We start from the raw sequence: 25,176 nt of genomic DNA on the forward strand, positions 1-25,176 counted from the left end.
GAATGTCTTTAAACAAATACGGTGTGCTAAAGGGCAAAGCAGTTGATGTGATGATGGGAAGCGGAGAAAATCCTCATTATCAAATTCATATACGGGACGAAGAAGGCGTTGATTACCGGATTGCAGTCAATATTGAGTCACAGTCGTATCCGTCTGAGGTTCTTTTCTATGTGGGAGAAGATTTTAATTCAGAGGACATCTCTAAGCTGCCTGCGTTAAAACATGGGTTTACGCTAATAAAAGAAAATAACCCTGACATTGGACTTGATTATGTTAGAGGCAATCTCTTTGATCCTCAAAAAATGGTTCCACTACCAGCAGATATTGATGGGGCGGACAATGACCTGAATGAGAAGCTGCAGTTTTATGTGAAAGAGGCGCTTGAACGGGATGCGGTTATCTATGCTTTTGGGGAAAGATGGGGGCCAGAGAATACTTTGGCTGATCGTTATTTCCACTTTAAGCCTGGTAATGGCATTCATGATATTCATATGAATCAAGGCAATGTGGGCAGATGGAAAAAGGATAATGGTGTTTGGCAGGATGGCGGCATCCTTATTCACTTTGAGGAGGAAAATCGCTGGGTAGGTATTTTTCTTGCGTTCCAATCACAATCATGGTGCACAGATGAAAACGGACATGCTATTAAGCCTGTGGAGGAATGCAGTTATTTAACGGTAAAGTAAAGGGGTGTGCGTCATTAGATCAGAACAAGAAATGCTTGAGCTTATCCTTACTGTAGCTAAAGGCGATGACAGAATTAGAGCGGTGTATATGAATGGATCAAGAGCAAACCCAAAGGTAAAAAAGGATATTCTGCAGGATTATGATATCGTTTATGTTGTCACAGAAACAGGACTCTTTATAGGGGATGAAGCATGGATCCAAGTGTTTGGCGAGCTTATCATGATACAGGAGCCTGATAGGATGGATTTAGCTGCTGGTCTTGAGGTGGACGTGAGCAGATCATATAGTTATTTAATGCTGTTTACAGACGGCAACCGGATTGACCTTCATATTGAAACAAAGGAAGCGATGCTTGAGCAATATGGAAAAGATTCACTGACAATACCTTTGCTTGATAAGGACGGAATTCTCCTGGAAATACCATTTGCCTCTGATGACAGCTATCATATAAAGGAACCAACTGCTATACGATATTTCCATGTTTGCAATGAGTTTTGGTGGTGTCAGCAAAATGTTGCAAAAGGAATATGGCGCAAGGAGATTCCATATGCCAAAAATATGGCAGAAACAATTGTCAGACCTATGCTTGATGAAATGGTGTCATGGTGGATTGGCATGAAGCACCATTTCCAGGTGAGCTCAGGCAAGATGGGTAAATATTTTCATGAACTTTTACCAGAGGAATATTGGAATATGTATAGGCAGACATATGGGGACAGTAGAGAAGAAAATATGTGGCAGTCCTTATTTATGATGAATGACTTGTTCAGGCTTCTGGGAGAAGAGGTAGCAAAGCAGCAGAATTTAAGTTATCCAGCCGAAGATGATATAAAAATGACGAAATTTTTGAAGCGACTCAGGAGCATGCCTATTCATGCAGAAAATATCTTTTAAGGACTGTGGTCTTTATTTTTGTTTTCCCTTTCGATATAGTTAGAAGATAGAATTGCACACAGGTAAAAGAGGCAGTTTTCTAGCGCTAAGGGGGAATACTTCATGAGAAAATACAAAACATTGCTGTTTGATGTAGATGATACTTTATTGGATTTTGCTGCAGCTGAGCGAGCGTCACTGAGTATGCTGCTGGAAAGCCAAGGAGTTCTATATGATGCTGAAAACCATAAAATTTATTCACAAATTAACAAACGACTTTGGAAGTCCTTTGAAGAAGGGCTGATTTCAAGTGATGAATTGTTCAACACGCGCTTTACCCTGCTGTTTAAGGAGCTTGGAAAGTCGGTTGACGGTCCGGAATTGGAAAAGCATTACCGCAGGGGACTTGGAGAGGGACATTATCTCATGAGTGGTGCGTTGGAAGTTATTACAGAACTGAAGGACCATTTTGATTTGTATATTGTGACAAATGGTATTTCACAAACACAGGATCGACGTTTAAAGCTGTCAGGGCTTTTTCCAGCTTTTAAAGCTGTTTTTGTATCGGAGGATACAGGCTTCCAGAAACCGATGAAGGGTTTTTTTGACTTTGTTTTTGAGAGAATTCCTAATTGCGAATTAAGTGAAACACTGATTATTGGAGACTCATTAACTGCAGATATTAAAGGTGGCATTTTAGCAGGTATTGATACTTGTTGGGTGAATCCTAATGATATTGAAAACACCACAGAATGGAAGCCTACCTATGAAGTGAAGAGCTTGGATGAGCTTTACAATGTTTTAGAAGTTACAAGGAAGACAGAATCTGTTTAATAGTTGAGCCATCTTTTGCAGATGGCTTTTTTTTATAGAATCAAACTATTTGAAGTTTTTATAGGTCGAATGAGACAATCTATATAGAAGAAAGGGAGGTCATATATATGAAAACTTTAGTCGTAGGTGCAAACGGGAAGATAGGAAAAATCCTTGTAGATTTACTTAAGGAAGAGGATAAGCACACTGTCAGGGCAATGGTTCGTTCAGCAGAGCAAAAGGAAGCTTACACAAGCCAAGGTGTGGAAGCAGTGCTTGCAGACTTAGAAGGAAGTGTCGACGAGTTGAGCAAAGCAATGGAAGGCTGTGATGCGATTGTGTTTACTGCTGGGTCAGGTGGAAGCACTGGTGCTGATAAGACGTTATTAATTGATTTAGACGGTGCTGTGAAAACGATAGAGGCAGCTGAAAAGGCGGGAATTGAACGCTTTATAATGGTTAGTGCTTTACAGGCACAAACAAGAGAAAACTGGAATGAGCATATATTACCTTACTATGTTGCTAAGCATTATGCTGACCGCATGTTACTCGCTAGCAAGCTTAATTATACAATTATCAGACCAGGTGGACTTACAGATGAACCTGGTACAGGACTGGTGCAAATTGAAGAAAACCTTACAAGGGGTTATATTCCGAGAGCAGATGTTGCAAAAGTGATAGTGGCATCACTTGATGATTCAAGAACATATAAGCGTTCCTTTGATTTGGTTTCAGGGGAAGCACAACTACCAGAAGCTTTTAATGGTTTGGCATAATAAAACGAGATAGGATTTTTCCTATCTCGTTTTGTTTGTTTATACAGCGTGGAAGTTTGTTCCATCTGTTACTGCTTTGACAACACCGGCACGAATGACGAAGTCTCCAAAGTGTTCACCATCTAATCTTTCTCTTGCGTAGCGCGGAAGAAGGACACCAAGCTCGCTTAAGATCTCTTCTTCACCGACATTTTCACGGTACAGCTTGCTCAATCTGCTGCCGTTAAAGGCTGCGCCAAGATACATGTTGTATTTGCCAGGACCTCTTCCGATAAATGCGATTTCAGCTATTGTGTGTCGAGCACACCCATTAGGGCAGCCTGTCATTCTAATGGTAATTTCTTTATCACGCAAGCCGTTTGCATCAACGATTTCTTCGATTTTATCGATTAAACGAGGCAGATAGCGCTCAGCCTCTGCCATTGCAAGACCACATGTCGGCAATGAAACACAAGCAAGGGAGCTTCTGCGCAGCGCAGAGAAGCGCTTGCCATCTAATAACCCGTATTGTTCAATCAGCTCTGTAATTTTTTTCTTATTTTTTGTTGAAATATTAGCGATAATTAAATTCTGATTAGCAGTTAGGCGGAAATCACCTGTATGGATTTTTGCAATTTCACGTAAGCCTGTCATCAGCTTGTAGTCATCAAAGTCTTTAATACGGCCGCCTTCAACAAATAATGTGAAATGCCATTTTCCTTTGACGCCTTTTTCCCAGCCATATCTGTCGCCATTATGATCAAAGTGGAATTCTCTTGCTTCTTGTAAGCTCCAGCCAAGACGGTATTCTAACTCTGCTTTGACATTTTCTACGCCGAGGCGATCGACTGTGTATTTGAAACGGGCATTTTTACGGACAGAGCGGTTTCCATAGTCGCGTTGGATGGTAATTACTTTTTCCGCAACCTCTAATACTTGCTCAGGCTCACAAAAGCCGATAACCTTACCGAGCTGCGGATATGTTTCTGTATCACCATGTGTCATACCCATACCACCACCGATGGAAATATTGAAACCAACCAATTTTCCGCTTTCAACGATTGCGATAAAGCCAAGATCTTGTGAGTAAACGTCCACATCATTGGAAGGTGGAACAGCTACTCCTATTTTAAACTTTCTTGGCAAGTAAACAGGACCGTACATTGGCTCTATATCTTCCTCTACTGTTGGAGAAGAAGCTACTTTTTCCTCATCCAGCCAAATTTCATGATAAGCGCGTGTACGTGGAAGCAAGTAATCACTTAATCTTTTAGACCAGCTGAATACCTCGCCATGTACTTCCGACTGGTATGGATTAGGATTACACATTACGTTCCGGTTAACGTCACCACAAGCTGCAATGGTATCAAGCATGGATTGGTGAATTTCCTGAATCGTACTTTTCATATTCCATTTCAAAATACCGTGCATTTGAAATGCTTGGCGTGTTGTAAGCTTTAACGTTTGGTTTCCAAAACGTTGGGCAAGATCATCCATTTTCAGCCATTGCTCAGGTGTTGCGACACCTCCGGGAGTCCGAACTCGAAGCATGAATTGATAGGCAGGCTCTAACTTTTGCTTTTGACGTTCATTACGAAGGTCACGGTCATCCTGCAGATAACTTCCGTGAAATTTCATTAGCACGTTATCATCGTGTGGGATACCTGATGTTAGCTGCTCTTGCATCGTATCCTTCAAGCTTCCGCGTAAATAGTTGCTGTCTATTTTTAATTGTTCATTTGGTGAGGGCGGTCCTTCTGGTGCAGTTAGTATTGGTCTAGCCATTGGAAAAACTCCTTTCAGTTAATCTTAATAAACATCACGCTGGTAGCGTTTATCCTGCTGCATTGCTGCAAGGTATTTTTCGGCATCTTCACGGTTGAGATTGCCTTCTTTTTCAATGATGTTAATTAATGTTTGGTGCACGTCATGAGCCATATGCTTTTCATCGCCACAAATATAAACTGAGGCACCTTCCTGCAGCCACTCGAATAATTCCTTGCTGTGCTCAAGCATACGATGCTGGACATAAACTTTTTCGGCAGTGTCGCGGGAGAATGCGACGTTCATTTTTGTTAATACCCCACTTTTAAGGTAGTTTTGCCATTCAGTTTGATAAAGGAAGTCTGTGACAAAATGCTGATCTCCAAAGAACAGCCATGATTTTCCTTCAATCTCTGCTTCCTCACGCTCTTGCAGGAAGGATCGGAATGGAGCGATTCCTGTTCCGGGTCCTACCATAATGACAGGAGTTTCAGGATTTTCAGGAAGCTTAAAGTTTTCATTTTGCTGAATAAAGACAGGGATTTTATCACCTGGGTTTAAGCGCTCCGCACAAAGAATGGAGCAAACACCTTTCCGATTACGGTCATGTGCGCTGTAACGGACTGCTCCGATCGTCAGGTGAACTTCTTCAGGATTTGCTGTATAGCTGCTTGCGATAGAATACAGACGGGCAGGTAATTTACGTAATTGTGCAACAAAGGTTTGCGCGGTAAAATTCCAAGGCCCGAAGTCCTTAATTAAATCGAGTAAGTCTCGTCCATCAATATACGCTTTCAATTTATCCTGGTTTTCCTTTTTAAGAAGATCCTGCAACGATTCGTTTGTCGAGTACGCTGTGAATTTTTCTATTAAAGGCTTTGTAAGAACAGTTATTTCAAATTCGGAAAGCAAAGCTTCCTTAATGGAGCGTATCTCGCCTTTTTTATTTATTGAAACAGTTTCCTCTGCATGAAAGGACAGCTCTGTTAGCAGCAGGTCAACAAGCTCTGGCTCATTTTTTGGATAAATTCCAAGGCTGTCACCAGGTTTATATGCTAGACCAGAGTTTTCAAGCGAAAGCTCAATATGAAGTGTTTCTTTATTTGAGCCTCTGCCGTTAAGGTTCTGGATTTCGAGTACCTCTGCAAGGAAAGGCTTTGATCTTGAATATTCTGTTTCTGAGAGTGTTGCTAATTCTTGTGTTTCTACGCTTGAAGCGGCTGTGCTTGTGTTTCCAAGCTCGCTCAACACACCTTCAAGCCATTCATTTGCCGGTTCTTCAAAGTCTAAATCACAATCAACGCGTGGTAACAGGCGCTTGCCGCCGATTTCCTCTAAGCGTTCATCAAATTCCTTACCAGTTTGACAGAAGAATTCATAAGAACTATCGCCGAGAGACAAAACGGAGAAGTTTAAGTTCTCTAATTTTGGTGCTCTTTTGCCATGCAGGAATTCATGGAATGTTAATGCTGTATCTGGCGGGTCTCCTTCTCCATGTGTGCTGACAATAATAAGTAAGTTATTGAGTTTCTTAATATTGTTTGGCTTAAAGTCACTCATTGATAATGTAGTGACTTGAAAACCTTTATCTGTCAGTATTTTCGCACTTTTTTTGGCAAGGTTTTGCGCATTTCCTGTTTGTGATCCGAAAAGGATTGTGACCTCCTTAGAGGCTGGTTCTGCAGCAACTGGTGCAATCGATGCAGCAGGAGTTTCGGCTGTGGGAACGGCCGCATTTGCGCTGACTGATAAGGATGCAGAAAGATAGCCATTCAGCCATATTTTCTGACTTTCGGATAAGGTTGGCAAAAGACGGTTCAACAGCTCTGTCTGTTCCTGGTTAAAAGGACTGTTCGTTACTAGTAATTGCAACAATATTCACCTCTTTAAAAAAAATCGATTCCATTTTCAACATTGTTTTTTTAAATCATATTTTTCATTCGGAACTAAGATTAGATTCTAAATTTATTAATCCAATAAGACAAATCGGATTTTAGGCAGAATCTTTTTCTGAAAAAAAAGGTATATTCTTAGTGCATATATAATTGTACTTTACTGGATGTTAAAGAATTAGTAAAATACATTTAACTTATTGGAGCTATTAATAATCTTAATAATAGCTATCATAATAAATTCGGTTTCATCTGATGAAAGGGAGTGTTTTTGTTGCAATATGATGCGTTAAAAACATTTGTCACACTTGTAGAAGTAAAGAACTTCACTAAAACAGCTGAAATTCTTTTGATGTCTCAGCCAAGTGTAAGTCTGCATATAAAAAATTTGGAAAAGGAATTTCAAACTAAATTGTTTGAAAGGTCGCCAAAATATTTAAAGGTGACTCCTACTGGAGAAATTCTTTATGACTGTGCAGTTCAGATGATCACTTTATATGAACAGACAAGGCAGAATATATTAGAGCACCATCATGCCATTAAAGGAGATTTAAAGATAGGTGCGAGCTTTACTATAGGTGAGTATATATTACCGCCACTGCTGCTTGAGCTTCAAACAACTCATCCAGATTTGGCCCTGCAAGTAACAATTGGTAATACGGAAGAGGTAGTAGAGTCAGTAAGACGCTACCAAGTTGATATTGGGTTAATTGAAGGTCAGACAAATGACAAGGAAATTTCTGTCCATCCCTTTATGGAGGACGAGCTGTTTGTTGTTTCTTCTGCTAAGCACCCTCTTGCTAACAAGGACAAGGTGCCTATGAAGGACCTGCAAAACCAAGCGTGGATAACTCGCGAGATAGGTTCAGGCACAAGGGAGTATTTGGATCATGTAATTCGTTCCAACGCATTGAAGGTAGGGACACTTCTGACAATAAGCAGCAACCAAGCGATTAAAGAAACGGTCATTAATGGTATGGGTTTGACGCTTTTATCTAAATGTGTGATTGAAAGGGATATTCAGGCAGGTAATCTTTCTGCAATCACGCTTGAGAAGGAAGTATTTAAAAGGACACTCTCCTATGTGTATTCGCCAATTATGAAGGAGAAGCAAAACGTAAAAACATTTATTCAAGCATTGAATAAGAAATATCCGTTTCATGAAGAGGAGCAGGATAAATAGAAATTCTTTTATGTGAAAAAATGCATAAGAAACGATAAACCGCAAATAGCTAGAAATAAGGCTTTTTTTAGTCTGTCACCTATTGTCTCTTGCGTATTTTGTAGTATGATAACGAAGAAGATTTTTTTCGTTAAAAGGAGTTAAGTTATGAACAAGAAAAATAAGACATTCCGAATTGTCCTATTAGGGATGCTTTCTGCCATTATTATTATTCAAACCACGATCCCGTTTTTAGGATATATACCGATTGGACCGCTTAGTTTGACGATTATTCAGGTGACAGTTATTATCGCAGCAATTGTCCTTGGACCAAAGGAAGGAGCCATTGTTGGTGGTATTTGGGGACTTATCACATTTATCAGAGCATTTGTAGCACCAACTAGTCCAATTGCGCCAATTGTTTTCACAAATCCGCTCATATCTGTGCTGCCTCGGGTTTTAATTGGTGTTGTTGCTGCATATGTATTTCATCGAATTCTTAGTGAAAAGCTTAGTGAAACAGTAAGAATGAGTATTGCTGGTGTGCTCGGGTCTTTAACAAATACTGTTTTAGTACTTGGACTGATTTATTTATTTTATCGTGAGCCATATGCGAATTTTCTAGAAATGGACATGGATAAGCTCTTGCCTGCGCTGTTAACAATCGTAGGTACTAATGGTGTAACAGAAGTAATCCTTTCCGGTATACTTGCGCCCATTATTTCAAAACCATTATTAAGATTAAGAAAGTAGCCGCCTTGGCTGCTTTTTTTTGTGCTGTTATTCATTAGTAATTAATGGTGGCTGTCATAATATTTTAATAAAACGGGACAATATTAGAGATTAATTTTGGAGGTGAGTTGTTTTGACAACTGTAAAAGAAATTATGACAACGGATGTTAAGGTATGTCAGCCCCATGACGCTATCGTGGAAGCTGCTAAAATTATGCGTGATGTTAACGTTGGGATTGTTCCTGTATGTGAAGGAAAAAAGGTAATTGGAATGATCACAGACCGTGATATTGTCATCCAAGCAATTGCTGATGGCAAAGACGGTAATACGGTTCATTGTCATGATGTTATGACAACGGATGTAACAACTTGCACTCCAGATATGGATATTCATGAATGTGCTAACATCATGTCAGAACAGCAAATCCGCCGCCTGCCTGTCGTTGAGAATGGCGAGCTTGTCGGTATTTGTGCAATTGGGGACCTTGCAAGAGTAAATATTCACATTGATGAAGCAGGACAAGCCTTAAGTGATATATCTGACCCACTCCATTAATTGCTTCAAAAAAGACCCACTGTCAAAGGTGGGTTTTTTTGGCATTAGGTTTTTAAGACATGCTGCTTATATTTTATTTTTGCATATGCTAATATATGGTTATTGGAAAATTATAAATGTTTAATGTTTTAATTCCGACTAAACAACTAGTAAAACTTGTTGACAATATAATCAATTGTGATAAAATTTAGAAAAAACATTGCTTATCAAGAGTGACAGAGGGAATTGGCCCGATGATGTCCAGCAACCTGCAATTGAAAAAAAGGCAAGGTGCTAAGTCCAACAAAATGGTCTCCATTTTGAAAGATAAGGTAGTTATATTACCTTGTTTCTTTCCGAAGATGGAAAGATTTTTTTATTGCCATGATTAACAGTACAGTTTTTTGTTTGTAGGAGGGATTTGTTAATGGGGGAAACAACAAATCAACTGGACAAAATTAAAGATCAGTTGGAGGAAATGTTAAAGAATATGAAGTTCGGCTCCATTACTTTAATTGTTCAGGATGGAAAAGTCATTCAAATTGAAAAAAGTGAAAAAATTCGACTTGGTAAATAAAATGCTGACTAGAGAAACTAGAGGCAGTTTTGGCACATATGCATCGTGTTAAAGCTGTCTTTTTTGCGCGCGTTAAACGGTGCAATGCACACAAAGTGAAAGGGAGTATGCAACTTGAGTGAACTATTAACTTATGAAAATATCGATAGTTATAGACTGCCAGCCTTTCCAAGCGATACAGAAACAAAAGGCGCTTTGGAAGTTCTAGAATGGGCCTATGATACTTATGAAGAAGAAATTGTTTATGCTTGCAGTTTTGGAATAGAAGGAATCGTTCTGATTGACCTAATATCGAAGGTAAAAGAAAATGCTAAGATTGTATTTCTAGATACTGATGTGCACTTTAAGGAAACATATGAATTAATTGCAAAGGTGAAAAAGAAATATCCACAATTGCAAATTGAAATGAAAAAACCAGAATTGACCCTGGACGAGCAAGCGGAACAGTATGGTGATGAGCTTTGGACAACGAATCCAAATAAATGCTGTGAAATCAGAAAAATTATCCCGTTGAATTCTGTGCTCTCTGGTTCTACAGCTTGGATTTCAGGCTTGAGAAGAGAACAGGGCGGTGCGAGGGCTAACACGGAATATATTAATATAGACAAAAAATTTAAAAGCATTAAAGTATGCCCGCTTATTCACTGGACTTGGAAGGATGTATGGAGATACGCCCATAAAAACCAGCTTGATTATAATGTTCTTCATGATAATGGTTATCCGAGCATCGGCTGCAGAACATGCACACAGCCTGCGTTCTCAATGGATGATTTACGCTCTGGAAGATGGACAGGAAAAGGGAAAACAGAATGTGGGCTGCATTTACAATAACTAGAAGGAAACAACTATTATGATGATTATTCTTGCCGGTTTAATGTCGTTATTTTTTGCAATGAACATCGGAGCAAGTGGAGCAGCAGCAAGTCTTGGGGTAGCATATGGTTCAGGTGCTATCCCGAAAAAAAGGCATGCCCTTCTTGTATGTGGTGTGGCGATTTTTCTAGGAGCCGTATTAGGAGGAAGTGAAGTAGTCAAGACTATCGGGGAGGGGCTTATCCCAAGCAGCTTATTAAACGCAAATATTGTTTTGATTATTTTGTCCTCTGCTGCCCTTTCCCTGTTTATCGCAAATCTTATGGGAATACCCTTATCAACAAGTGAAATTACTGTCGGTAGTGTTGTTGGTGTTGGAGTTGCATATAAAAGTATTTTTATAGGACATATTTTATGGATTGTTTTCTTTTGGGTTCTTATTCCTTTCATTTCTTTTGGAATAGCCCTTGCAGCAGGGAAATTGATTATAAGAGCTGAAAGGAAATACAACTGGCTTAAAGCGAGCAAATCGCAGCGGTACTTATCTGTTTTTGTTATTGTTGTTGGCTTTTTTGAAGCATTTTCGGCAGGGATGAACAATGTTGCTAATGCTGTAGGACCAATGGTAGGGGCAAACCTTATTTCGATGAGCAGTGGAATTATATTAGGAGGCTTGGCAATCAGTGTTGGTGCTATGCTGCTTGGTGGAAGAGTACTGCAAACAAATGGAAAAAAAATTGTCCAATTCAGCAAGCTTGAGGGCGGGGTTATTTCCAGCATAGGAGCGAGCTTAGTAACAATCGCCTCTGTTTTTGGATTGCCTGTGCCTTTGACTCAAGTTACGAGCACAGCAATCATTGGCATTGGCGTTGCGAAAAATGGCATGGGGCTATTCAAAAAGCAAATGATTCATCGCATTATAAAAGTATGGATTGTTTCACCTGTTTTGTCTCTCGTCATATCCTATTGCCTTGTACAGCTTTTCATTAAAAATGATTTTTACAATGTACTTGTTTTGACAAGTGTATGTATCGCTACATTAGGGACATTAAGTCTTGTTAAATCGATAAAGGAAGACAGTCGCTCTGTATATGAGGATGGGGGCGGCATTTGATAGGATCAAAGCCGTTTCTATTAAAATATAATACTAATATTACTAACTAGTTACTGGAAGGATAGGTGCAAACATTATGGCATTAAGCAAACCTCATGGAGGAACACTAATCAATTTATGGGAACCTAATTATGATATCAGTGGATTAACGAAGGAGCTTGAAATCGATGGGGTTGCATTAAGTGATCTTGAATTGATCGGCAATGGTGCTTTCAGTCCATTAACTGGATTTTTATCTCAAAAGGACTATGAATCCGTTGTACAAAATATGAGACTTGCTTCAGGGCAAATTTGGAGTATTCCGATTACACTTCCTGTTTCAGAGGAGCAAGCAAATAATCTAGAACTAAACGAAACAGTTAAGCTTGTTCATAATGGAGAGGTCTATGGTGTACTTACAGTCGAAGATAAATTTACACCAAACAAAGCAAAAGAGGCAGAGGCTGTTTACCGCACTGCAGATTTGGCTCATCCTGGTGTGAAGAAAGTATTTGATAGAGGCGATGTGTATGTTGGAGGAGCTATCAAATTATTAAAAAAACTAAAACGAACTAAATTTGAAAGCTTCTATTTGGAGCCAAAGGATACACGAGAAGTGTTCGAAAATAAAGGCTGGAGCACAGTTGTCGGCTTCCAAACAAGAAATCCTGTGCACCGTGCACACGAATATATTCAAAAGACTGCTTTGGAAACAGTAGATGGTTTATTCTTGAACCCGCTGGTAGGTGAAACAAAATCAGATGATATTCCTGCAGATGTGCGTATGGAAAGCTACCAAGTGCTATTGAAAAACTATTATCCTGAGGATCGAGTATTTCTTGCTGTTTTCCCTGCTGCTATGCGTTATGCTGGGCCAAGAGAAGCAGTATTCCATGCGCTTGTAAGAAAAAATTATGGCTGCACTCATTTTATTGTTGGACGTGACCATGCTGGTGTTGGCAATTATTATGGCACATATGATGCACAAAGAATTTTCGACCAATTTACATCAGAAGAATTAGGCATTAACCTGCTGTTCTTTGAGCATAGCTTCTATTGCAGAAAGTGCGAAAATATGGCATCTACGAAAACATGCCCTCATGACAAGGAGCATCACGAAATTTTATCTGGAACAAAGGTGCGCGAGCTTCTAAGAAACGGTGAAATTCCGCCAAGCACATTCAGCCGCAAAGAGGTAGTGGAAGTGCTGATAAGAGGCTTAAAGAACCAAGAGATCCATTCATAATACAGGGGGATACGGAAATGAGCGGCAAAAGTACAAATATTACTTGGCATGACCAGACAGTTTCAAAAGGACGCAGAAGAGAGAAAAGCAAACATCACAGCTATGTATTATGGTTCACTGGGCTTTCTGGTTCAGGAAAATCATCTGTAGCAAATGCAGTTGCAGAGCGATTGTTTCAGGATGAAACGCACACATATGTGCTTGATGGTGATAATATCCGATTCGGAATTAATAAGGACCTTGGCTTCTCGGAAGAGGACAGAAAGGAAAATATTCGCAGAATCGGTGAGGTCAGCAAGCTGTTTGTAGACAGCGGCCAAGTCGTGCTGACAGCATTTATTTCTCCTTTCCGGAATGATCGCGAGGAAGTAAGAGCATTGCTTGAAGATGATGAGTTCGTTGAAGTATATGTGAAGTGCTCCCTTGAGGCTTGTGAGGCAAGAGATCCTAAAGGTCTTTACGAAAAGGCTAGACAAGGAATTATTAAAGATTTCACAGGAATCAGCTCCCCGTACGAGGAACCGGCAAATCCGGAAATTGTGATAGATACAGAAAAATCTTCTATTGAAGATTGTGTAGAACAAATTGTTCAATTTTTGAAAGAAAAAGGCTATTATAGAAACATATAAATGATAGAAAAAGGAATTATAGTGTCTCGTTTGTGAGAATCCTATAATTCCTTTCTGTTAATATCGCTTGTTTTTAAGGGCTTTACTGCAGCAACAGAGGGAAGGTGAAATTGTGGGGAAAGTATATTTAGTAGGAGCAGGACCTGGAGATCCAGAACTAATTACAGTTAAAGGGCTGAATTGCATAAAAAATGCTGATGTCATTGTATATGATCGTCTTGTTAATGAGGAGCTGCTGCATTATGCAAAACCGAAAGCAGAGCTGATTTACTGCGGGAAGCTACCGCATCATCATGTGATGAAGCAGGAATTAATCAATCAGACTCTTGTGAAGCATGCTAAAAGAGGGAAAATCGTAACAAGGCTCAAAGGGGGAGACCCATTTGTTTTTGGCAGAGGCGGAGAAGAAGCGGAAGAACTAGCTAAAAACCAAATTCCATTTGAAATTGTGCCAGGCATTACGGCAGGCATTGCTGCACCAAGCTATGCTGGCATACCTGTAACGCATAGAAACTATGGTTCTTCTTTTGCATTTGTAACAGGGCATATGAAAAATGGGGAAGAGGATAGCATTAAATGGGAAGCACTATGTCATATTGATACACTTGCAATTTATATGGGTGTGAGAAATTTGCCTAATATAAGAGCAAAGCTGCTTTCGTTCCAAAAAAGCGGAGATACACCTGTTGCTTTAATTAATTGGGGTACAACAAGCAGCCAAAAAACGATTGTCACAACTTTAGACAAGGTAGTAGAAGATGCGGAAAAAGGAAAGATTGAGAACCCATGTATGATTATTATTGGTGAGGTTGTTCGGATGCGAGAAAAAATCCAATGGTTTGAAAATTCATTTGAAGATTCATTGGCGAAAGAAGTGGTTTTATAATGGAAGCTGTTTTATATATATGCCATGGCAGCAGAGTAAAGGAAGCGAGCGATCAAGCGATAACCTTCATAAAGGAATGTATGAAGGAAAGCAGTTACCCTATCCAGGAATATTCTTTTCTTGAGCTGTCTGAGCCTAGTATCGAGGAAGGCTTCAAGGCATGTGTAGCTAAAGGAGCAACGACTATTTATGCTGTGCCCGTTCTTTTACTGACAGCTGCACATGCGAAGGTGGATATTCCTGAAGTCCTTGATGAGCTTGTGAAGGAATTTCCAGCTATTCAATTGCATTATGGGCGTCCAATTGGTGTTCATGAAAAAATGGCAGAGATTGTGGCACATAAAGTTAAGCAGTCACAATCATATAAAGCAAAGGATGCTCTTGTTCTTTTAGTAGGCAGAGGAAGCAGTGATCCAGATGTGAAACGTGATCTAAGAGAAATAGGAGATATGGTGGAGAGCTCACTTAATGGAATAAAAGTGGAGGATTGCTATTTAACAGCCGCTTCTCCAAGCTTTGAGGATGCCCTTTTGGCTGCAAACCAATCCTCTTACGAAAATATTATCGTAATCCCATATTTACTGTTCACTGGAATATTGATGAATACGATGAAAAAAACAATAAATTCCCTTTCGAATGCAGAAAAGAAGTATGAGCTTTGCAGCTACTTAGGCTATCACCCATTTATCTCAAGCATTTTAAAAGACAGAATTAAAGAAGCGGCAGAGGCTGATAAGTATGTTCCCATTAATGGTTGATATGAAGAATAAGAAATGTGTTGTTGCCGGAGGAGGCAGTATTGCACTAAGGAAGGTGCGCGCACTTCTGGAAGCAGATGCAAGAATTACAGTCATCAGCCCTGAAATATGCCCAGAGCTTGAGGAGCTTGAGCGAAAGGGAGTAATTGCAGCAGTAAAAAGAGAAGTGACAGATGTAGATTTTGAAGGAGCCTTTTTTGTTGTCGCAGCTACAAATAATCCGCAAACAAATCATACTATTGCAAGTAAGCTGAGTGACCGCATGCTGGTGAATGATGTTTCAGCAATAGCCAACGGAAATTGTCATGTACCTGCTAGCCTTCAAAGGGGCAGGCTAACATTAAGTGTCTCCACAATGGGGGCAAGCCCGATTTTGGCAAGGAAAATTAAAGAGAGCTGGGCACAAGAGTATGAAGAGGACATGGAGGAATATTTGGATTTTCTGTTTAATGCCCGGGAAATGATTAAAAAGGCCAATTTGACTCCTGCAGATAAAAAAGGTTTGTTGGAGGAAATTACAGATAATAAATATAGACAGTCCTCCTTGTTAAGAAAGGACTTTCAGAGGATTTTCCAAAACTTCTAACAAGAGGATGTTAGAGGTTTTTTGCTTTGCTTTCGATTAAAAGCCTGCCGATATGCTAGCGGCAGGCTATCGTTTATTATTTAGTTTTTACAAATTCCATTACATAACGTACATATTTGTCATCCTTGCACATCCATGCACCGTGATTTCTCTTTAAGAAGTTTTCACCTTCCTGGAAAGAGGAAAATGTTTCAGGCAGCTTTGTCTTCTTTTTGTTAATGACCCATTGCTGCTTGCCGACTGGGTATAAATAAAACAACTCATCGTGTTTATTTTCATAGAGTGTACCTAATGGAGAGTTTTTCTTGTTATAATCGTTCTTTCTTGGGTCTTCCCTTAATGGTTCAAGTGGGAATGTATCTGTCACAAAGCTTTTATATGCTTCATTTGTCATTGTGCAGCCGGATGCCTTAACATGTCCGCCTCCACCATATGTACCAGCAATCTTGGAAACATCGACATGATCATGAATGGTGCGGAAGCCGACCCTTTTTCCGCCGATGTTAAGAATTGCAATATAATCCAGATGAGGATAATCCTTGCCTAACTCATTGCCTAGCTCTGAATGATAGGATTCAGCATAGACAACTCCGGCATAATAACCGTCGACCTGTGCTTGAACTAGCTCGCGCCTTTTCCGGCGAATATAGCGTTCAATTTTCTTTTCTTCTAAGTCGAGAATCTGTTTTTCAACTTCATCAAAGAAGAAGTGATCACTGTTTGCCAGTCTCTCCACCATTTTTTCTACAAATTCATCAAAAGAAATTAAGTAAAAAAGTGCATTAAGCTTTTGGGCGTCAAAGTTTTCATTTTTCTCCCAATCCCAAGTATCGTATTGTCTGACAAGCTCAACAAACTCTGCCATGCTGTCAGAGGCAGTTAGGTGTCCGTTTTTTACAAGGTACTCATACAATAAGGAAGTAGCACATGTGGATATCCCATCTGCATCCTCTACTAAAACATGTCCCCATTCAAAATCATTAAGATGCAAGGCTGTTTTATGGTGATCAATAAGTTGAACCTTGCCGCCCTTCTTATAATAATCATCAAGCCTGATGGCATTCTCTTCACTGACAGACAGGTCTGTCACAATTAGAAAGGTATCCTCAGGTTTGTGATCAAGGAATCTTTCCACTTCTAGATTAAGGCTGGAAACGGAATTATAGCGTACCTCTACGCTTTCTCCAAAGGCAAGCTTTGCAATGATTCCGCAGCCGACTCCATCCAGGTCGTTATGCGATAATAATTTATACATTTTTTTCACCTCTGCCCAATAGTATAATCTAATATGGAAAAAATAGAACAACTATCTCGAATAATTCTTCTTATTAGAACATAAAAAGAGAAGACCTAAGGATGCTACTTAGGTCACTCATTTACTATCATTCAAAAGAAACAAAAACCTGATAGTTGCCTACTTGCATTTCAACCATATTATCTGACATCTGATAATAGATGTTATTTAAAAGAATGCCACTGCTGATAAGGCTCTCGTGTTCCCTTACTAATGAAAGAAATTCCTGAGACCCGCCAAGCTTTAAATCAATACGCTTTTCAACAGGTAGGTTTTTCTGCTTTCTTAAGTCTTGAACAGAGCGAATAAAATCTCTTATGAAACCTTCCTGTGCCAACTCAGCAGTGATGCTCGTATCTATTATAACAGTAAAGTTTCTGTTTGATGCCTCACTATAGCCTGACCTAGAAGCAGACTTATAAACAAGCACATCTTCTTTTTGAAGCTCTACTTGTTGCCCATCCAGATTTAAAGTTAATTGCCAATCATGAAGAAATTGCTCAATCTCTTTCTGTGTCAAAGTGGAGAGGGCGTTATGAACAGGATTTGCCAGCTTGCCAAGGCGCTTGCCGGCATTTTTAAAGTTAAGCTTAAGGCTATGCTGAATATATCCCTTACTCGATTCGGCCCAATCTATCTGTTTCACATTCAGCTCACTCTTGATGATTTCACTAAAGCTTCGCAGTACATCAGAAGTTAGTTCGTTTGAAACGATTGCCATCATGGCCAAAGGCTGTTTTGTTTTGACTTGGGTCTGATGACGAATGCTTCTACCAAGCTCCACAATTTCTCTGACTGCGCTCATTTTCTGCTCAAGCTCTAAATCAATGGTCAATTCATTGCTTTTTGGGAAATCCTCCAAATGGACACTTTTGCCTGTCAGTTTATAATGTATATCTTCAGCTGTAAAAGGCGTAAATGGTGCAAGCAGCTTTGTTATTTGCACAAGCAGATTATAAAGGGTATGGTAAGCGCATGTTTTGTCTGCGGTCATTCCTTCACTCCAGAACCTTTCTCTGTTTCGGCGGATATACCAGTTGCTAACATCCTCAAGCAGATTGCCGATATGCCTTGCTGCGTTTGTAAGCTGGAAGTTTTCCATTTCCTTGTTTACTTGAGATACAGTCGAAGCAAGACGGGAATTAGCCCATTTGTCCATTAATGTTAACGAACCAGCTTCAATAGATGATTGTGGGCTAAATCCGTCAATGTCAGCATACAGCTTATAGAAATGATGAAGGCTTGTTAATGTATCGACTAATTTAGATTTTGCTTCTTGGACATTTTTAACTGAAAATCTTTTCTGGTTCCATGGAGCGCTGTCTTCGATCAATGCCCATCTTAATGAGTCAGCTCCGTATTCATAGATAAGCTCAACCGGATCGAGTGCGTTTCCTTTGCTTTTAGACATTTTCTGGCCATTTTCATCAAGTACATGGCCTGTTGCTAAAACATTTTTATATGGCAGTTCTCCATTATAAAGCGTAGATACAGCTAATAAGGAATAGAACCAGCCGCGTGTTTGGTCAATTCCCTCAACAACTACGTCTGCTGGATACTGGCTTTTCCATAGTTCCTTGTTTTCAAATGGAGCATGATATTGTGCAAAGGGCATGGAGCCACTGTCGAACCAAACGTCGATTACCTCAGGTGTGCGTACCATCAGCGTGCTACAGGAAGGACAAGGGAATGTTATGTTATCGACATATGGCTTATGAAGCTCAAGCTCATCCAAATTACTGTCTGTTAGGTTCTCTAAATCAGCGATGCTTTTTGGTGCCGTTTGTTTCTTACATGCAGGACATTCCCAAACATTCAAAGGTGTTCCCCAATACCTGCTGCGGCTGATGTTCCAATCTACCATTTGTTCTAGGAAATTCCCGAAGCGCCCATCCTTTATATGGTCTGGATACCAGTTTACCTGCTGGTTATTTGCTATCATTGCATCCTTCACAGCTGTTGTTTGAATGAACCAGCTTTCAAGTGCATAATACAGAAGGGGCGAATCACACCGCCAGCAATGAGGGTAGGAATGTTCATATTTTTCTTTATGAAATAATAAGCCTTTTTCATGAAGCAGCTTGATGATATCCACGTCACAGTCTTTAACAAATCTGCCTGCTAGTGGAGTGACTGCTTCTGTATATTTACCGCTCCCATCAACGACCTGAACAAAGGAAAGATCATTTTCTTGGACTAGACGATAATCGTCTTCCCCGTATGCAGGTGCGATATGGACAATGCCTGTTCCGCTGTCTGCTGTAACAAAATCTCCGTGGACGACATAATGGCCCTTATCGACAGTGATGAAGGAGAATGGTGCTTCATAATGAAGTCCGAGTAATGCACTACCTTCTATTGTTTCGAGAATAACGCTGTCAGCCGACATAGCCTTTTGGGCAAGAGCTTTAGCTGTTATATGGATTTCAGCACCTGTCTGTATCCGGACATATTCAAGCTTTGCGTTAACCGCAAGTGCAACATTTGCTGGTAATGTCCAAGGAGTTGTCGTCCAGCCGAGGATAAACTCGTTATCTCTGTCTTTTAGTTTGAATTTTACAGTTGCGCTTAAGTCTTTAACATCTTTATAGCCTTGCGCAACCTCATGGGAGCTTAAGGATGTTTGGCAGCTTGGGCAGTAGGGAGAAACCTTATGTCCTTTGTATAGCAGTCCTTTGTCATGAATGGTGCCGAGGATATGCCAAACAGACTCAATGTATTCATTGCTCATTGTCATATAAGGATTCTCCATGTCCACCCAATAACCTAATTCCTTCGTGAAATCCCGCCATTGCTTTTCATAGGAAAAGACGCTCTCCTTGCATTTTTGAATAAATGCCTCTACTCCATAGTCCTCAATTGCTTGCTTACCAGAGATGCCTAAAGCTTTCTCCACGCCAAGTTCAACTGGCAAACCATGTGTGTCCCAGCCAGCCTTGCGGACGACCTGCTTGCCTGCCATTGTCTGGAAGCGTGCGATGATATCCTTTATTGTTCTGCCAAGTGCATGGCCTACATGGGGCATACCATTAGCAGTAGGTGGTCCCTCGTAGAAAACAAAGGATTCTTGATCCTTTCTTGCTGCTACTGATTTTTCAAAAATATGCTCCTGCTCCCAAAATAAGCGTACCCTTTTCTCTCTTTCTGTTTGCGTTTGCTGTTGGCTTTTTTCCATGATAAATCCTCCTTTAAAGGTGAATGCTTACCAGAAGATACTGGAACATGACAGATTGAGTAAAAATAAAAAACACCCGTCCCTATAAAAAGGGACGAGTGTTATATACCCGCGTTACCACCCAAATTCTGCTGCAATAAGCAGTCAGCTCTTAGTCAACGTACCATCATACGTGTTCCTTGTTAACGGTGGAAGTCCCGGCAAGGCTTACTCCTATTTCAGCCTTGCATCTCAGAGGTGATGTTTCTGTCTGGATTCATTGCCGGCTTCCACCATACCCGGCTCGCTGTAAATTCATGCCAAGACGTACTTGTTCTCTTCATCGATTTTTATAAATTCTGGAATGTTTTGTATATAATAGCACTTATCAGTTCTTTATACAAGAGATAATAGCTGTAGTAGTATACTATACGGAATTAGTGTTCTTTAGTGACTGTAAATAATGGGAAATTGCCAGTAAGGGATAGATTTTGCTGTAGCTATGGTAATGAATATAGAATTGTCCAGGCAGCCCAATTCCTGTAGGATAGGTGCTGCTCAGCGTATTCTTGTTTGCTGTTAAAAGAAATTTTAGTCCTCTTGTAACTGCCTCACTTTTCGATTCACCTGCGGCTACAAGGGCATCAATTGCCCAAGCAGTCTGCGAATCTGTACTAAAGGGAAGGGCGATAAATGTGCGCTTTTCACTGCTTCGGCATGATTCACCCCAGCCTCCGTCCTGTCTTTGAATGGATTTCAACCACTTAACACCTTTTTCTATACTCGCATGCTTTTCGGAAAATCCAGCAGCCCTTAAACCAGTGATTGCTGCCCATGTCCCATAAATATAGCAAACACCCCAGCGCCCGTACCAGGAGCCGTCCCTCTCTTGGTTGTCTAGGAGCCATTGAACAGAGGCCTTTAAGTGAGGGTGATTTTCTGTTAAACCGGCAAAATTCCCTAAATATTCAAGTACTCTGCCTGTCAAATCTGGTGTAGATGGATCGACAGCAGCATCTTTGGCATTTTCAATTGGCACATGCTGAAGAAGCTCCCAATCTGTATTTTTTTCGAACGCTCCCCAACCGCCATCTTTGTTTTGCATGGACAGCAGAAAGTTAGTCCCACGCTGCCAGGCTTCGTGAATGACCTTATTATTGGCGGCTGATCTTGTTAAGGCTCTTAACGCAGCAGAGGTGTCATCATTATCTGGATTATTTGTATTAATGTCAGAAAACCCCCAGCCTCCAGGAGAGGTCCCTTTGTTATGAACATGCCAGTCTCCTAATTTTGTGTGCTGCTTTTTTAAAAGATAGTCAACAGATTTGGAGATGAAATCATCGTTTGGCAAACACCCTGCTTCTTGAAGGCTATAGCTTATTAATGCTGTGTCCCATACTGTGCTTGTTGAGTTCTCCAAATGGGCATGTGTTCCTGTTTTGTCAATAAGGGCGGACAGTCCTGACATAGCCTTTTGAATAACAGGTGAGTCTTTGCGATAGCCGAGTGACAGGAGCCCATAAATCATAAAAAAGGTTGCACTTGCATAGCTGTATAGTGTCCCATCCTCCTCGAGCCGGTCTAATATATATTTCTCAGCATAGTAATAGCCAAGCTGATGAAGATAGCTGGGCCATTTCCCAATTCTTTTCATTTCCTTCCAAACAAAAGAGAAAGGAGATCTTTCATCCTCTAAATACTCTATGGCAGGGGAGGCTTCGTCATTTCTAATATGAAGGTCACTTAGGTTTGGTTTGTTTTTGGATTTGATGGTGAATTTTTTATTAGAGGCAAGGAGCATTGGGATGAAATGAATACGCGCATATGCGCTGAATTGAAAGAAATTTACCGGTTGGAAGGACGGCAGCAGCAAAAAAGTCATGGGTACATAAATCATTTTAGACCATGGATAAAGCCCATTGACTGAAAGCATCCACCTAATCATAAAATGTGCTTTAGAAATACCTCCGTTTGTCACTATAAAGGACTTTGCTTTTTTCATGTTTTCATCAGACCGATTCACATACCCAGAATATAAAAGAGCTGTATAGGCGATAATTGTTGCAGATAAATGGCCGTTCGGTTCATCCTGATATGCTTTCCAATATCCTTCCTTCTGTTGGGAGGCTTTCAGTGAGTCAACAAGTAGCTTAATGTTTTCCTCCTCAGTTTTCATATCCAGCGCTCTGCATGTAATGATAAAGAAGGCATCTGTCATTAAACTGCCTTGAAAACGAAAGCGAAAGGAGCCGTCTGTATGTTGGAGACTCGCAAGTTCAGCTACTCTCCGTTTTTGTTCTCTAACAATCAGTTCTGTTTCCAAAGTAATCACCTCGGGTAACGATATTCTATTTTCTAAGGTATGCGGCTTAGCTGGGTTATCATGAATGAAAAGGGAAAAGAAAAAAATGGAAGCGGTTTTTATGAGCAAGAATTGAGGTATATGGAAAGAAAATAAAAGTGCAGAAAGAGGAGATTGTATGGTTCGGAAATTAGAGCTTGTGTTTGATGCGAATGCAGAATTAGGAGAAGGACCGTTTTGGGATGATAAGAAGGAACTGCTGTATTGGGTTGATATCGATAAAAGAAAAGTTTGTATCCATAATCCGAGCAAAAACGAAAATAAGGAAGTAGTACTTTCACAAAAAGTCAGTGCCATTATTCCAGTTCCTGACGGGAATAAAGCAGTTGTTGCGTTAGAAAACGGCATTCACTATTTAGACCTGGACAGCGGGGAATTGCAGGCTATCTTTGATCCAGAGGAGCACTTGCCTTCTAACAGGTTTAATGACGGGAAATGCGACGCACAAGGTCGTTTCTGGGCAGGAACAATGAGTACAGAGGATGAGAAGGAGAAAGCAGCATTATATTGTTTAGAGAAAGACGGGACCATTACGAAGAAGGTTGATAAGTTAAGCACTTCTAATGGGTTGGCTTGGTCTTTAGACAATAAGTACCTTTATCTTATCGATACACCTGTACAAAAGGTATATCAGTTTGATTATGATTTAGATTCTGGTGACATTGAAAATAAGCAGGCTATCATTGATTTTTCAGATGAAGACGGCTTCCCTGATGGAATGACGATAGATGAAGAAGGAATGCTGTGGATTGCCCATTGGGGAGGCGGACAGGTCTCAAGGTGGAATCCAAATAGCGGAAAGAAATTAGAGGCAATTAATGTGCCAGCACCAAATGTTACTTCCTGTGCATTTGGCGGAGAAAATACACAGGAACTGTATATTACTACAGCACGTACAGGTATGAGTACAGAGGAGCTGGAAAAATTCCCGTTATCAGGAGCACTTTATAAATGCAAGATGGATGTGAAAGGATTTCCTGGGAATTATTTTGGCGGCTGAAACGCATGAAAGAGAAAAAAGATTCATGGTAATGTATCCATGAATCTTTTTTTGATTATATTTAGCTTCCAGTTGGTTTTGCGTTTTGATTTTGGAAGATTGCCAGCTTATCAACGAGATTTTTGCTGGCAGAATCTAAGCCGATAATATTGACTGAGTTGTCATTTTCTCTGAGCTTAAGAACAACTTTATCAATGGCTCCAACAGCAGAATCATCCCAAATACGGGCTTCAGAAAAATCAATAACGATATTTTTGTTCTGGTATGCGTTGTTAAATGCGGCTACAAAGCTGTCGACAGATGCAAAAAACAGTTGGCCCTGCACAAAGAATTTATGCTCATTTTCCGTAAATTTCTTCGTTACATTAACATGTGATATCTTCGCTGCAAAAAAGACAGCACTCAAAATAACACCTGCAATGACTCCTTTTGACAAGTCATGTGTAGCAACTACAATAACCACTGTAACAAGCATGACAATTGCGTCTGTTCGCGGAGCTTTTACTAAGTACTTGAAGGAAGACCAATCAAATGTGCCAATACAAACCATAATCATAATGCCAACAAGCACTGGCATTGGTATTTGGACAACAAGATCTCCTAGCACTATGATTAAAAACATTAAAAAAGCCCCTGCGACAAAGGTGGATAGTCTGCCTCTGCCTCCTGATCTTACATTAATTCCAGATTGGCCAATCATAGCACAGCCAGCCATACCACCGAAGAAGCCTGTAATGATGTTAGCAATCCCTTGTCCTCTGGCTTCTCTGTTCTTATTGCTGTTTGTGTCTGTTGCATCATCAAGAATACTTGCTGTTAGCAGTGACTCTAATAACCCTACAACTGCCATGGCGATGCTATATGGAAAAATAATAGCAAGTGTTTCAAGGTTGAATGGAATATCTGGAATCAAGAATGATGGCAAGGTTTTTGTTATATTGCCTAAATCGCCCACGGTTTCAAGCTGCATATTTCCAAAGATAGATACAATCGTTAACACTATAATAGCAATTAAAGGTGCTGGGACGACTTTAACATATCTAGGCAAAATATAAACAATCAATAAAGTGATGGCAACGAAAACATACGTCATATTGGAAATCCCGAGGAAATGGGGCATTTGTGCCATAAATATTAAGATGGCAAGGGAATTCACAAATCCAATCATAACTGCTCTTGGTATGAACTTCATTAGCTTGGCAATTTTAAAAATGCCAAAAACCACCTGGAAAACTCCTGTAAGAATTGTTGCTGCAAACAAATATTCCAGCCCGTAATCTCTTACTAATGGCCCCATCAGCAATGCCATCGCCCCTGTTGCCGCAGATATCATCGCAGGTCTTCCGCCAGCAAAAGAAATGATTATGGCAATACAGAAGGAAGCATATAACCCAACCATTGGGTCAACACCCGCAATAATCGAGAAGGCAATTGCTTCTGGGATCAATGCCAATGCAACGACGATACCTGAAAGAATATCAGCTCGGACATTGAAAAACCATTCACGTTTTATTTTTTCTATCAAAATTATTCACCTCATTATAGTTGGCAAGTCTCAATAAGGA

At 40.2% G+C, this 25,176-nt stretch carries 22 protein-coding genes, 1 riboswitch and 1 other annotated feature; of the genes, 16 read left to right on the forward strand and 6 right to left on the reverse strand.

All coding sequences use genetic code 11. From position 1 onward, the window contains the following. Window positions 1-2: 2 nt before the first annotated feature. The 4 genes from EM808_RS21485 (at window position 3) to EM808_RS21500 (ending at window position 3,149) form a co-directional block, all read left to right on the forward strand. Window positions 3-686: a DUF2278 family protein gene (locus tag EM808_RS21485; RefSeq protein WP_127740634.1), complete on the forward strand. Its 684-nt coding sequence runs from the start codon at window positions 3-5 to the stop codon at window positions 684-686. 4 nt (window positions 687-690) lie between these two features. After that, window positions 691-1,581, forward strand: coding sequence for an aminoglycoside 6-adenylyltransferase (locus EM808_RS21490; protein ID WP_328169424.1), 891 nt, complete (start codon window positions 691-693; stop codon window positions 1,579-1,581). A 102-nt stretch (window positions 1,582-1,683) separates the two neighbouring features. Continuing rightward, window positions 1,684-2,394, forward strand: coding sequence for a YjjG family noncanonical pyrimidine nucleotidase (locus EM808_RS21495; RefSeq protein WP_127740636.1), 711 nt, complete (start codon window positions 1,684-1,686; stop codon window positions 2,392-2,394). Between the two features lie 107 nt (window positions 2,395-2,501). After that, window positions 2,502-3,149, forward strand: a complete 648-nt coding sequence (locus tag EM808_RS21500; RefSeq protein ID WP_127740638.1) for an SDR family oxidoreductase — start codon at window positions 2,502-2,504, stop codon at window positions 3,147-3,149. Between the two features lie 39 nt (window positions 3,150-3,188). Here EM808_RS21500 and cysI read toward each other — a convergent pair whose 3' ends face one another. Both cysI and EM808_RS21510 read right to left on the reverse strand, forming a co-directional pair. Then, entirely contained in the window at window positions 3,189-4,913 is a 1,725-nt protein-coding gene (cysI, locus tag EM808_RS21505; protein WP_127740640.1) for an assimilatory sulfite reductase (NADPH) hemoprotein subunit, read from the reverse strand. A gap of 24 nt (window positions 4,914-4,937) precedes the next feature. Next, window positions 4,938-6,764 carry an assimilatory sulfite reductase (NADPH) flavoprotein subunit gene (locus tag EM808_RS21510; RefSeq protein WP_127740867.1) on the reverse strand — a complete coding sequence of 609 codons (1,827 nt, stop codon included), beginning with the start codon at window positions 6,762-6,764 and terminating at the stop codon, window positions 4,938-4,940. Window positions 6,765-7,058: 294 nt separating this feature from the next. Between EM808_RS21510 and EM808_RS21515 the strand changes: the two genes are divergently transcribed. The 11 genes from EM808_RS21515 to EM808_RS21565 all read left to right on the forward strand — a co-directional run bounded on the left by EM808_RS21515 (window position 7,059) and on the right by EM808_RS21565 (window position 15,801). Then, entirely contained in the window at window positions 7,059-7,967 is a 909-nt protein-coding gene (locus tag EM808_RS21515) for a LysR family transcriptional regulator (RefSeq protein ID WP_127740643.1), read from the forward strand. Window positions 7,968-8,114: 147 nt separating this feature from the next. Continuing rightward, window positions 8,115-8,699 (forward strand): ECF transporter S component, encoded by a 585-nt coding sequence (locus EM808_RS21520; protein ID WP_127740645.1) that lies wholly within the window; start codon window positions 8,115-8,117, stop codon window positions 8,697-8,699. A 112-nt stretch (window positions 8,700-8,811) separates the two neighbouring features. Beyond that, window positions 8,812-9,234 carry a CBS domain-containing protein gene (locus EM808_RS21525; RefSeq protein ID WP_127740647.1) on the forward strand — a complete coding sequence of 141 codons (423 nt, stop codon included), beginning with the start codon at window positions 8,812-8,814 and terminating at the stop codon, window positions 9,232-9,234. Between the two features lie 200 nt (window positions 9,235-9,434). Continuing rightward, window positions 9,435-9,547: riboswitch (SAM riboswitch) on the forward strand. A gap of 93 nt (window positions 9,548-9,640) precedes the next feature. Beyond that, a complete protein-coding gene (locus EM808_RS21530) occupies window positions 9,641-9,790 on the forward strand; it encodes a YezD family protein (protein WP_127740649.1) in 150 nt (49 codons plus the stop codon). Window positions 9,791-9,904: 114 nt separating this feature from the next. Then, window positions 9,905-10,621, forward strand: coding sequence for a phosphoadenylyl-sulfate reductase (locus tag EM808_RS21535; protein ID WP_127740651.1), 717 nt, complete (start codon window positions 9,905-9,907; stop codon window positions 10,619-10,621). 22 nt (window positions 10,622-10,643) lie between these two features. Then, entirely contained in the window at window positions 10,644-11,717 is a 1,074-nt protein-coding gene (locus EM808_RS21540) for an inorganic phosphate transporter (RefSeq protein WP_150911076.1), read from the forward strand. Between the two features lie 76 nt (window positions 11,718-11,793). Next, entirely contained in the window at window positions 11,794-12,942 is a 1,149-nt protein-coding gene (gene sat, locus EM808_RS21545) for a sulfate adenylyltransferase (protein WP_127740655.1), read from the forward strand. A 17-nt stretch (window positions 12,943-12,959) separates the two neighbouring features. Then, complete coding sequence (gene cysC / locus EM808_RS21550; RefSeq protein ID WP_127740657.1) at window positions 12,960-13,571, forward strand: adenylyl-sulfate kinase; 612 nt, start codon at window positions 12,960-12,962, stop codon at window positions 13,569-13,571. Window positions 13,572-13,683: 112 nt separating this feature from the next. Continuing rightward, a complete protein-coding gene (gene cobA / locus EM808_RS21555; RefSeq protein ID WP_127740659.1) occupies window positions 13,684-14,457 on the forward strand; it encodes a uroporphyrinogen-III C-methyltransferase in 774 nt (257 codons plus the stop codon). Beyond that, window positions 14,457-15,215, forward strand: coding sequence for a sirohydrochlorin chelatase (locus EM808_RS21560; RefSeq protein ID WP_127740661.1), 759 nt, complete (start codon window positions 14,457-14,459; stop codon window positions 15,213-15,215). Before cobA ends, EM808_RS21560 begins: the two co-directional genes overlap by 1 nt. Next, complete coding sequence (locus EM808_RS21565; protein ID WP_127740663.1) at window positions 15,196-15,801, forward strand: precorrin-2 dehydrogenase/sirohydrochlorin ferrochelatase family protein; 606 nt, start codon at window positions 15,196-15,198, stop codon at window positions 15,799-15,801. The genes EM808_RS21560 and EM808_RS21565 overlap by 20 nt, the downstream gene beginning before the upstream one ends. A gap of 76 nt (window positions 15,802-15,877) precedes the next feature. Here the strand turns inward: EM808_RS21565 and EM808_RS21570 are convergent, their stop codons facing one another. The 3 genes from EM808_RS21570 to EM808_RS21580 form a co-directional block, all read right to left on the reverse strand. Further along, window positions 15,878-17,056: a DHH family phosphoesterase gene (locus tag EM808_RS21570; RefSeq protein ID WP_127740665.1), complete on the reverse strand. Its 1,179-nt coding sequence runs from the start codon at window positions 17,054-17,056 to the stop codon at window positions 15,878-15,880. A 127-nt stretch (window positions 17,057-17,183) separates the two neighbouring features. Then, window positions 17,184-20,270 (reverse strand): isoleucine--tRNA ligase, encoded by a 3,087-nt coding sequence (gene ileS, locus EM808_RS21575; RefSeq protein ID WP_127740667.1) that lies wholly within the window; start codon window positions 20,268-20,270, stop codon window positions 17,184-17,186. 87 nt (window positions 20,271-20,357) lie between these two features. Beyond that, window positions 20,358-20,602, reverse strand: a binding site (T-box leader). A gap of 74 nt (window positions 20,603-20,676) precedes the next feature. Next, window positions 20,677-22,572: a terpene cyclase/mutase family protein gene (locus tag EM808_RS21580; RefSeq protein WP_412973755.1), complete on the reverse strand. Its 1,896-nt coding sequence runs from the start codon at window positions 22,570-22,572 to the stop codon at window positions 20,677-20,679. 157 nt (window positions 22,573-22,729) lie between these two features. Between EM808_RS21580 and EM808_RS21585 the strand changes: the two genes are divergently transcribed. Continuing rightward, window positions 22,730-23,611: an SMP-30/gluconolactonase/LRE family protein gene (locus tag EM808_RS21585; RefSeq protein WP_127740671.1), complete on the forward strand. Its 882-nt coding sequence runs from the start codon at window positions 22,730-22,732 to the stop codon at window positions 23,609-23,611. Window positions 23,612-23,672: 61 nt separating this feature from the next. Here EM808_RS21585 and EM808_RS21590 read toward each other — a convergent pair whose 3' ends face one another. After that, complete coding sequence (locus EM808_RS21590; RefSeq protein ID WP_127740673.1) at window positions 23,673-25,136, reverse strand: SulP family inorganic anion transporter; 1,464 nt, start codon at window positions 25,134-25,136, stop codon at window positions 23,673-23,675. Window positions 25,137-25,176 lie beyond the last annotated feature (40 nt).

The sequence above is a fragment of the Niallia taxi genome (assembly GCF_004005475.1).
GTDB classification, from domain to species: Bacteria; Bacillota; Bacilli; order Bacillales; family Cytobacillaceae; genus Niallia; species Niallia taxi.

Bases quoted from the DNA above. Each gene is read 5' to 3' on its own strand.
- EM808_RS21485 (WP_127740634.1), top strand. From the start codon at position 3: ATGTCTTTAAACAAATACGGTGTGCTAAAGGGCAAAGCAGTTGATGTG.
- EM808_RS21495 (WP_127740636.1), top strand. From the start codon at position 1,684: ATGAGAAAATACAAAACATTGCTGTTTGATGTAGATGATACTTTATTG.
- EM808_RS21500 (WP_127740638.1), top strand. From the start codon at position 2,502: ATGAAAACTTTAGTCGTAGGTGCAAACGGGAAGATAGGAAAAATCCTT.
- cysI (WP_127740640.1), bottom strand. From the start codon at position 4,913: ATGGCTAGACCAATACTAACTGCACCAGAAGGACCGCCCTCACCAAAT.
- EM808_RS21520 (WP_127740645.1), top strand. From the start codon at position 8,115: ATGAACAAGAAAAATAAGACATTCCGAATTGTCCTATTAGGGATGCTT.
- EM808_RS21530 (WP_127740649.1), top strand. From the start codon at position 9,641: ATGGGGGAAACAACAAATCAACTGGACAAAATTAAAGATCAGTTGGAG.
- EM808_RS21540 (WP_150911076.1), top strand. From the start codon at position 10,644: ATGATTATTCTTGCCGGTTTAATGTCGTTATTTTTTGCAATGAACATC.
- sat (WP_127740655.1), top strand. From the start codon at position 11,794: ATGGCATTAAGCAAACCTCATGGAGGAACACTAATCAATTTATGGGAA.
- cysC (WP_127740657.1), top strand. From the start codon at position 12,960: ATGAGCGGCAAAAGTACAAATATTACTTGGCATGACCAGACAGTTTCA.
- EM808_RS21560 (WP_127740661.1), top strand. From the start codon at position 14,457: ATGGAAGCTGTTTTATATATATGCCATGGCAGCAGAGTAAAGGAAGCG.
- EM808_RS21565 (WP_127740663.1), top strand. From the start codon at position 15,196: ATGTTCCCATTAATGGTTGATATGAAGAATAAGAAATGTGTTGTTGCC.
- EM808_RS21570 (WP_127740665.1), bottom strand. From the start codon at position 17,056: ATGTATAAATTATTATCGCATAACGACCTGGATGGAGTCGGCTGCGGA.
- ileS (WP_127740667.1), bottom strand. From the start codon at position 20,270: ATGGAAAAAAGCCAACAGCAAACGCAAACAGAAAGAGAGAAAAGGGTA.
- EM808_RS21585 (WP_127740671.1), top strand. From the start codon at position 22,730: ATGGTTCGGAAATTAGAGCTTGTGTTTGATGCGAATGCAGAATTAGGA.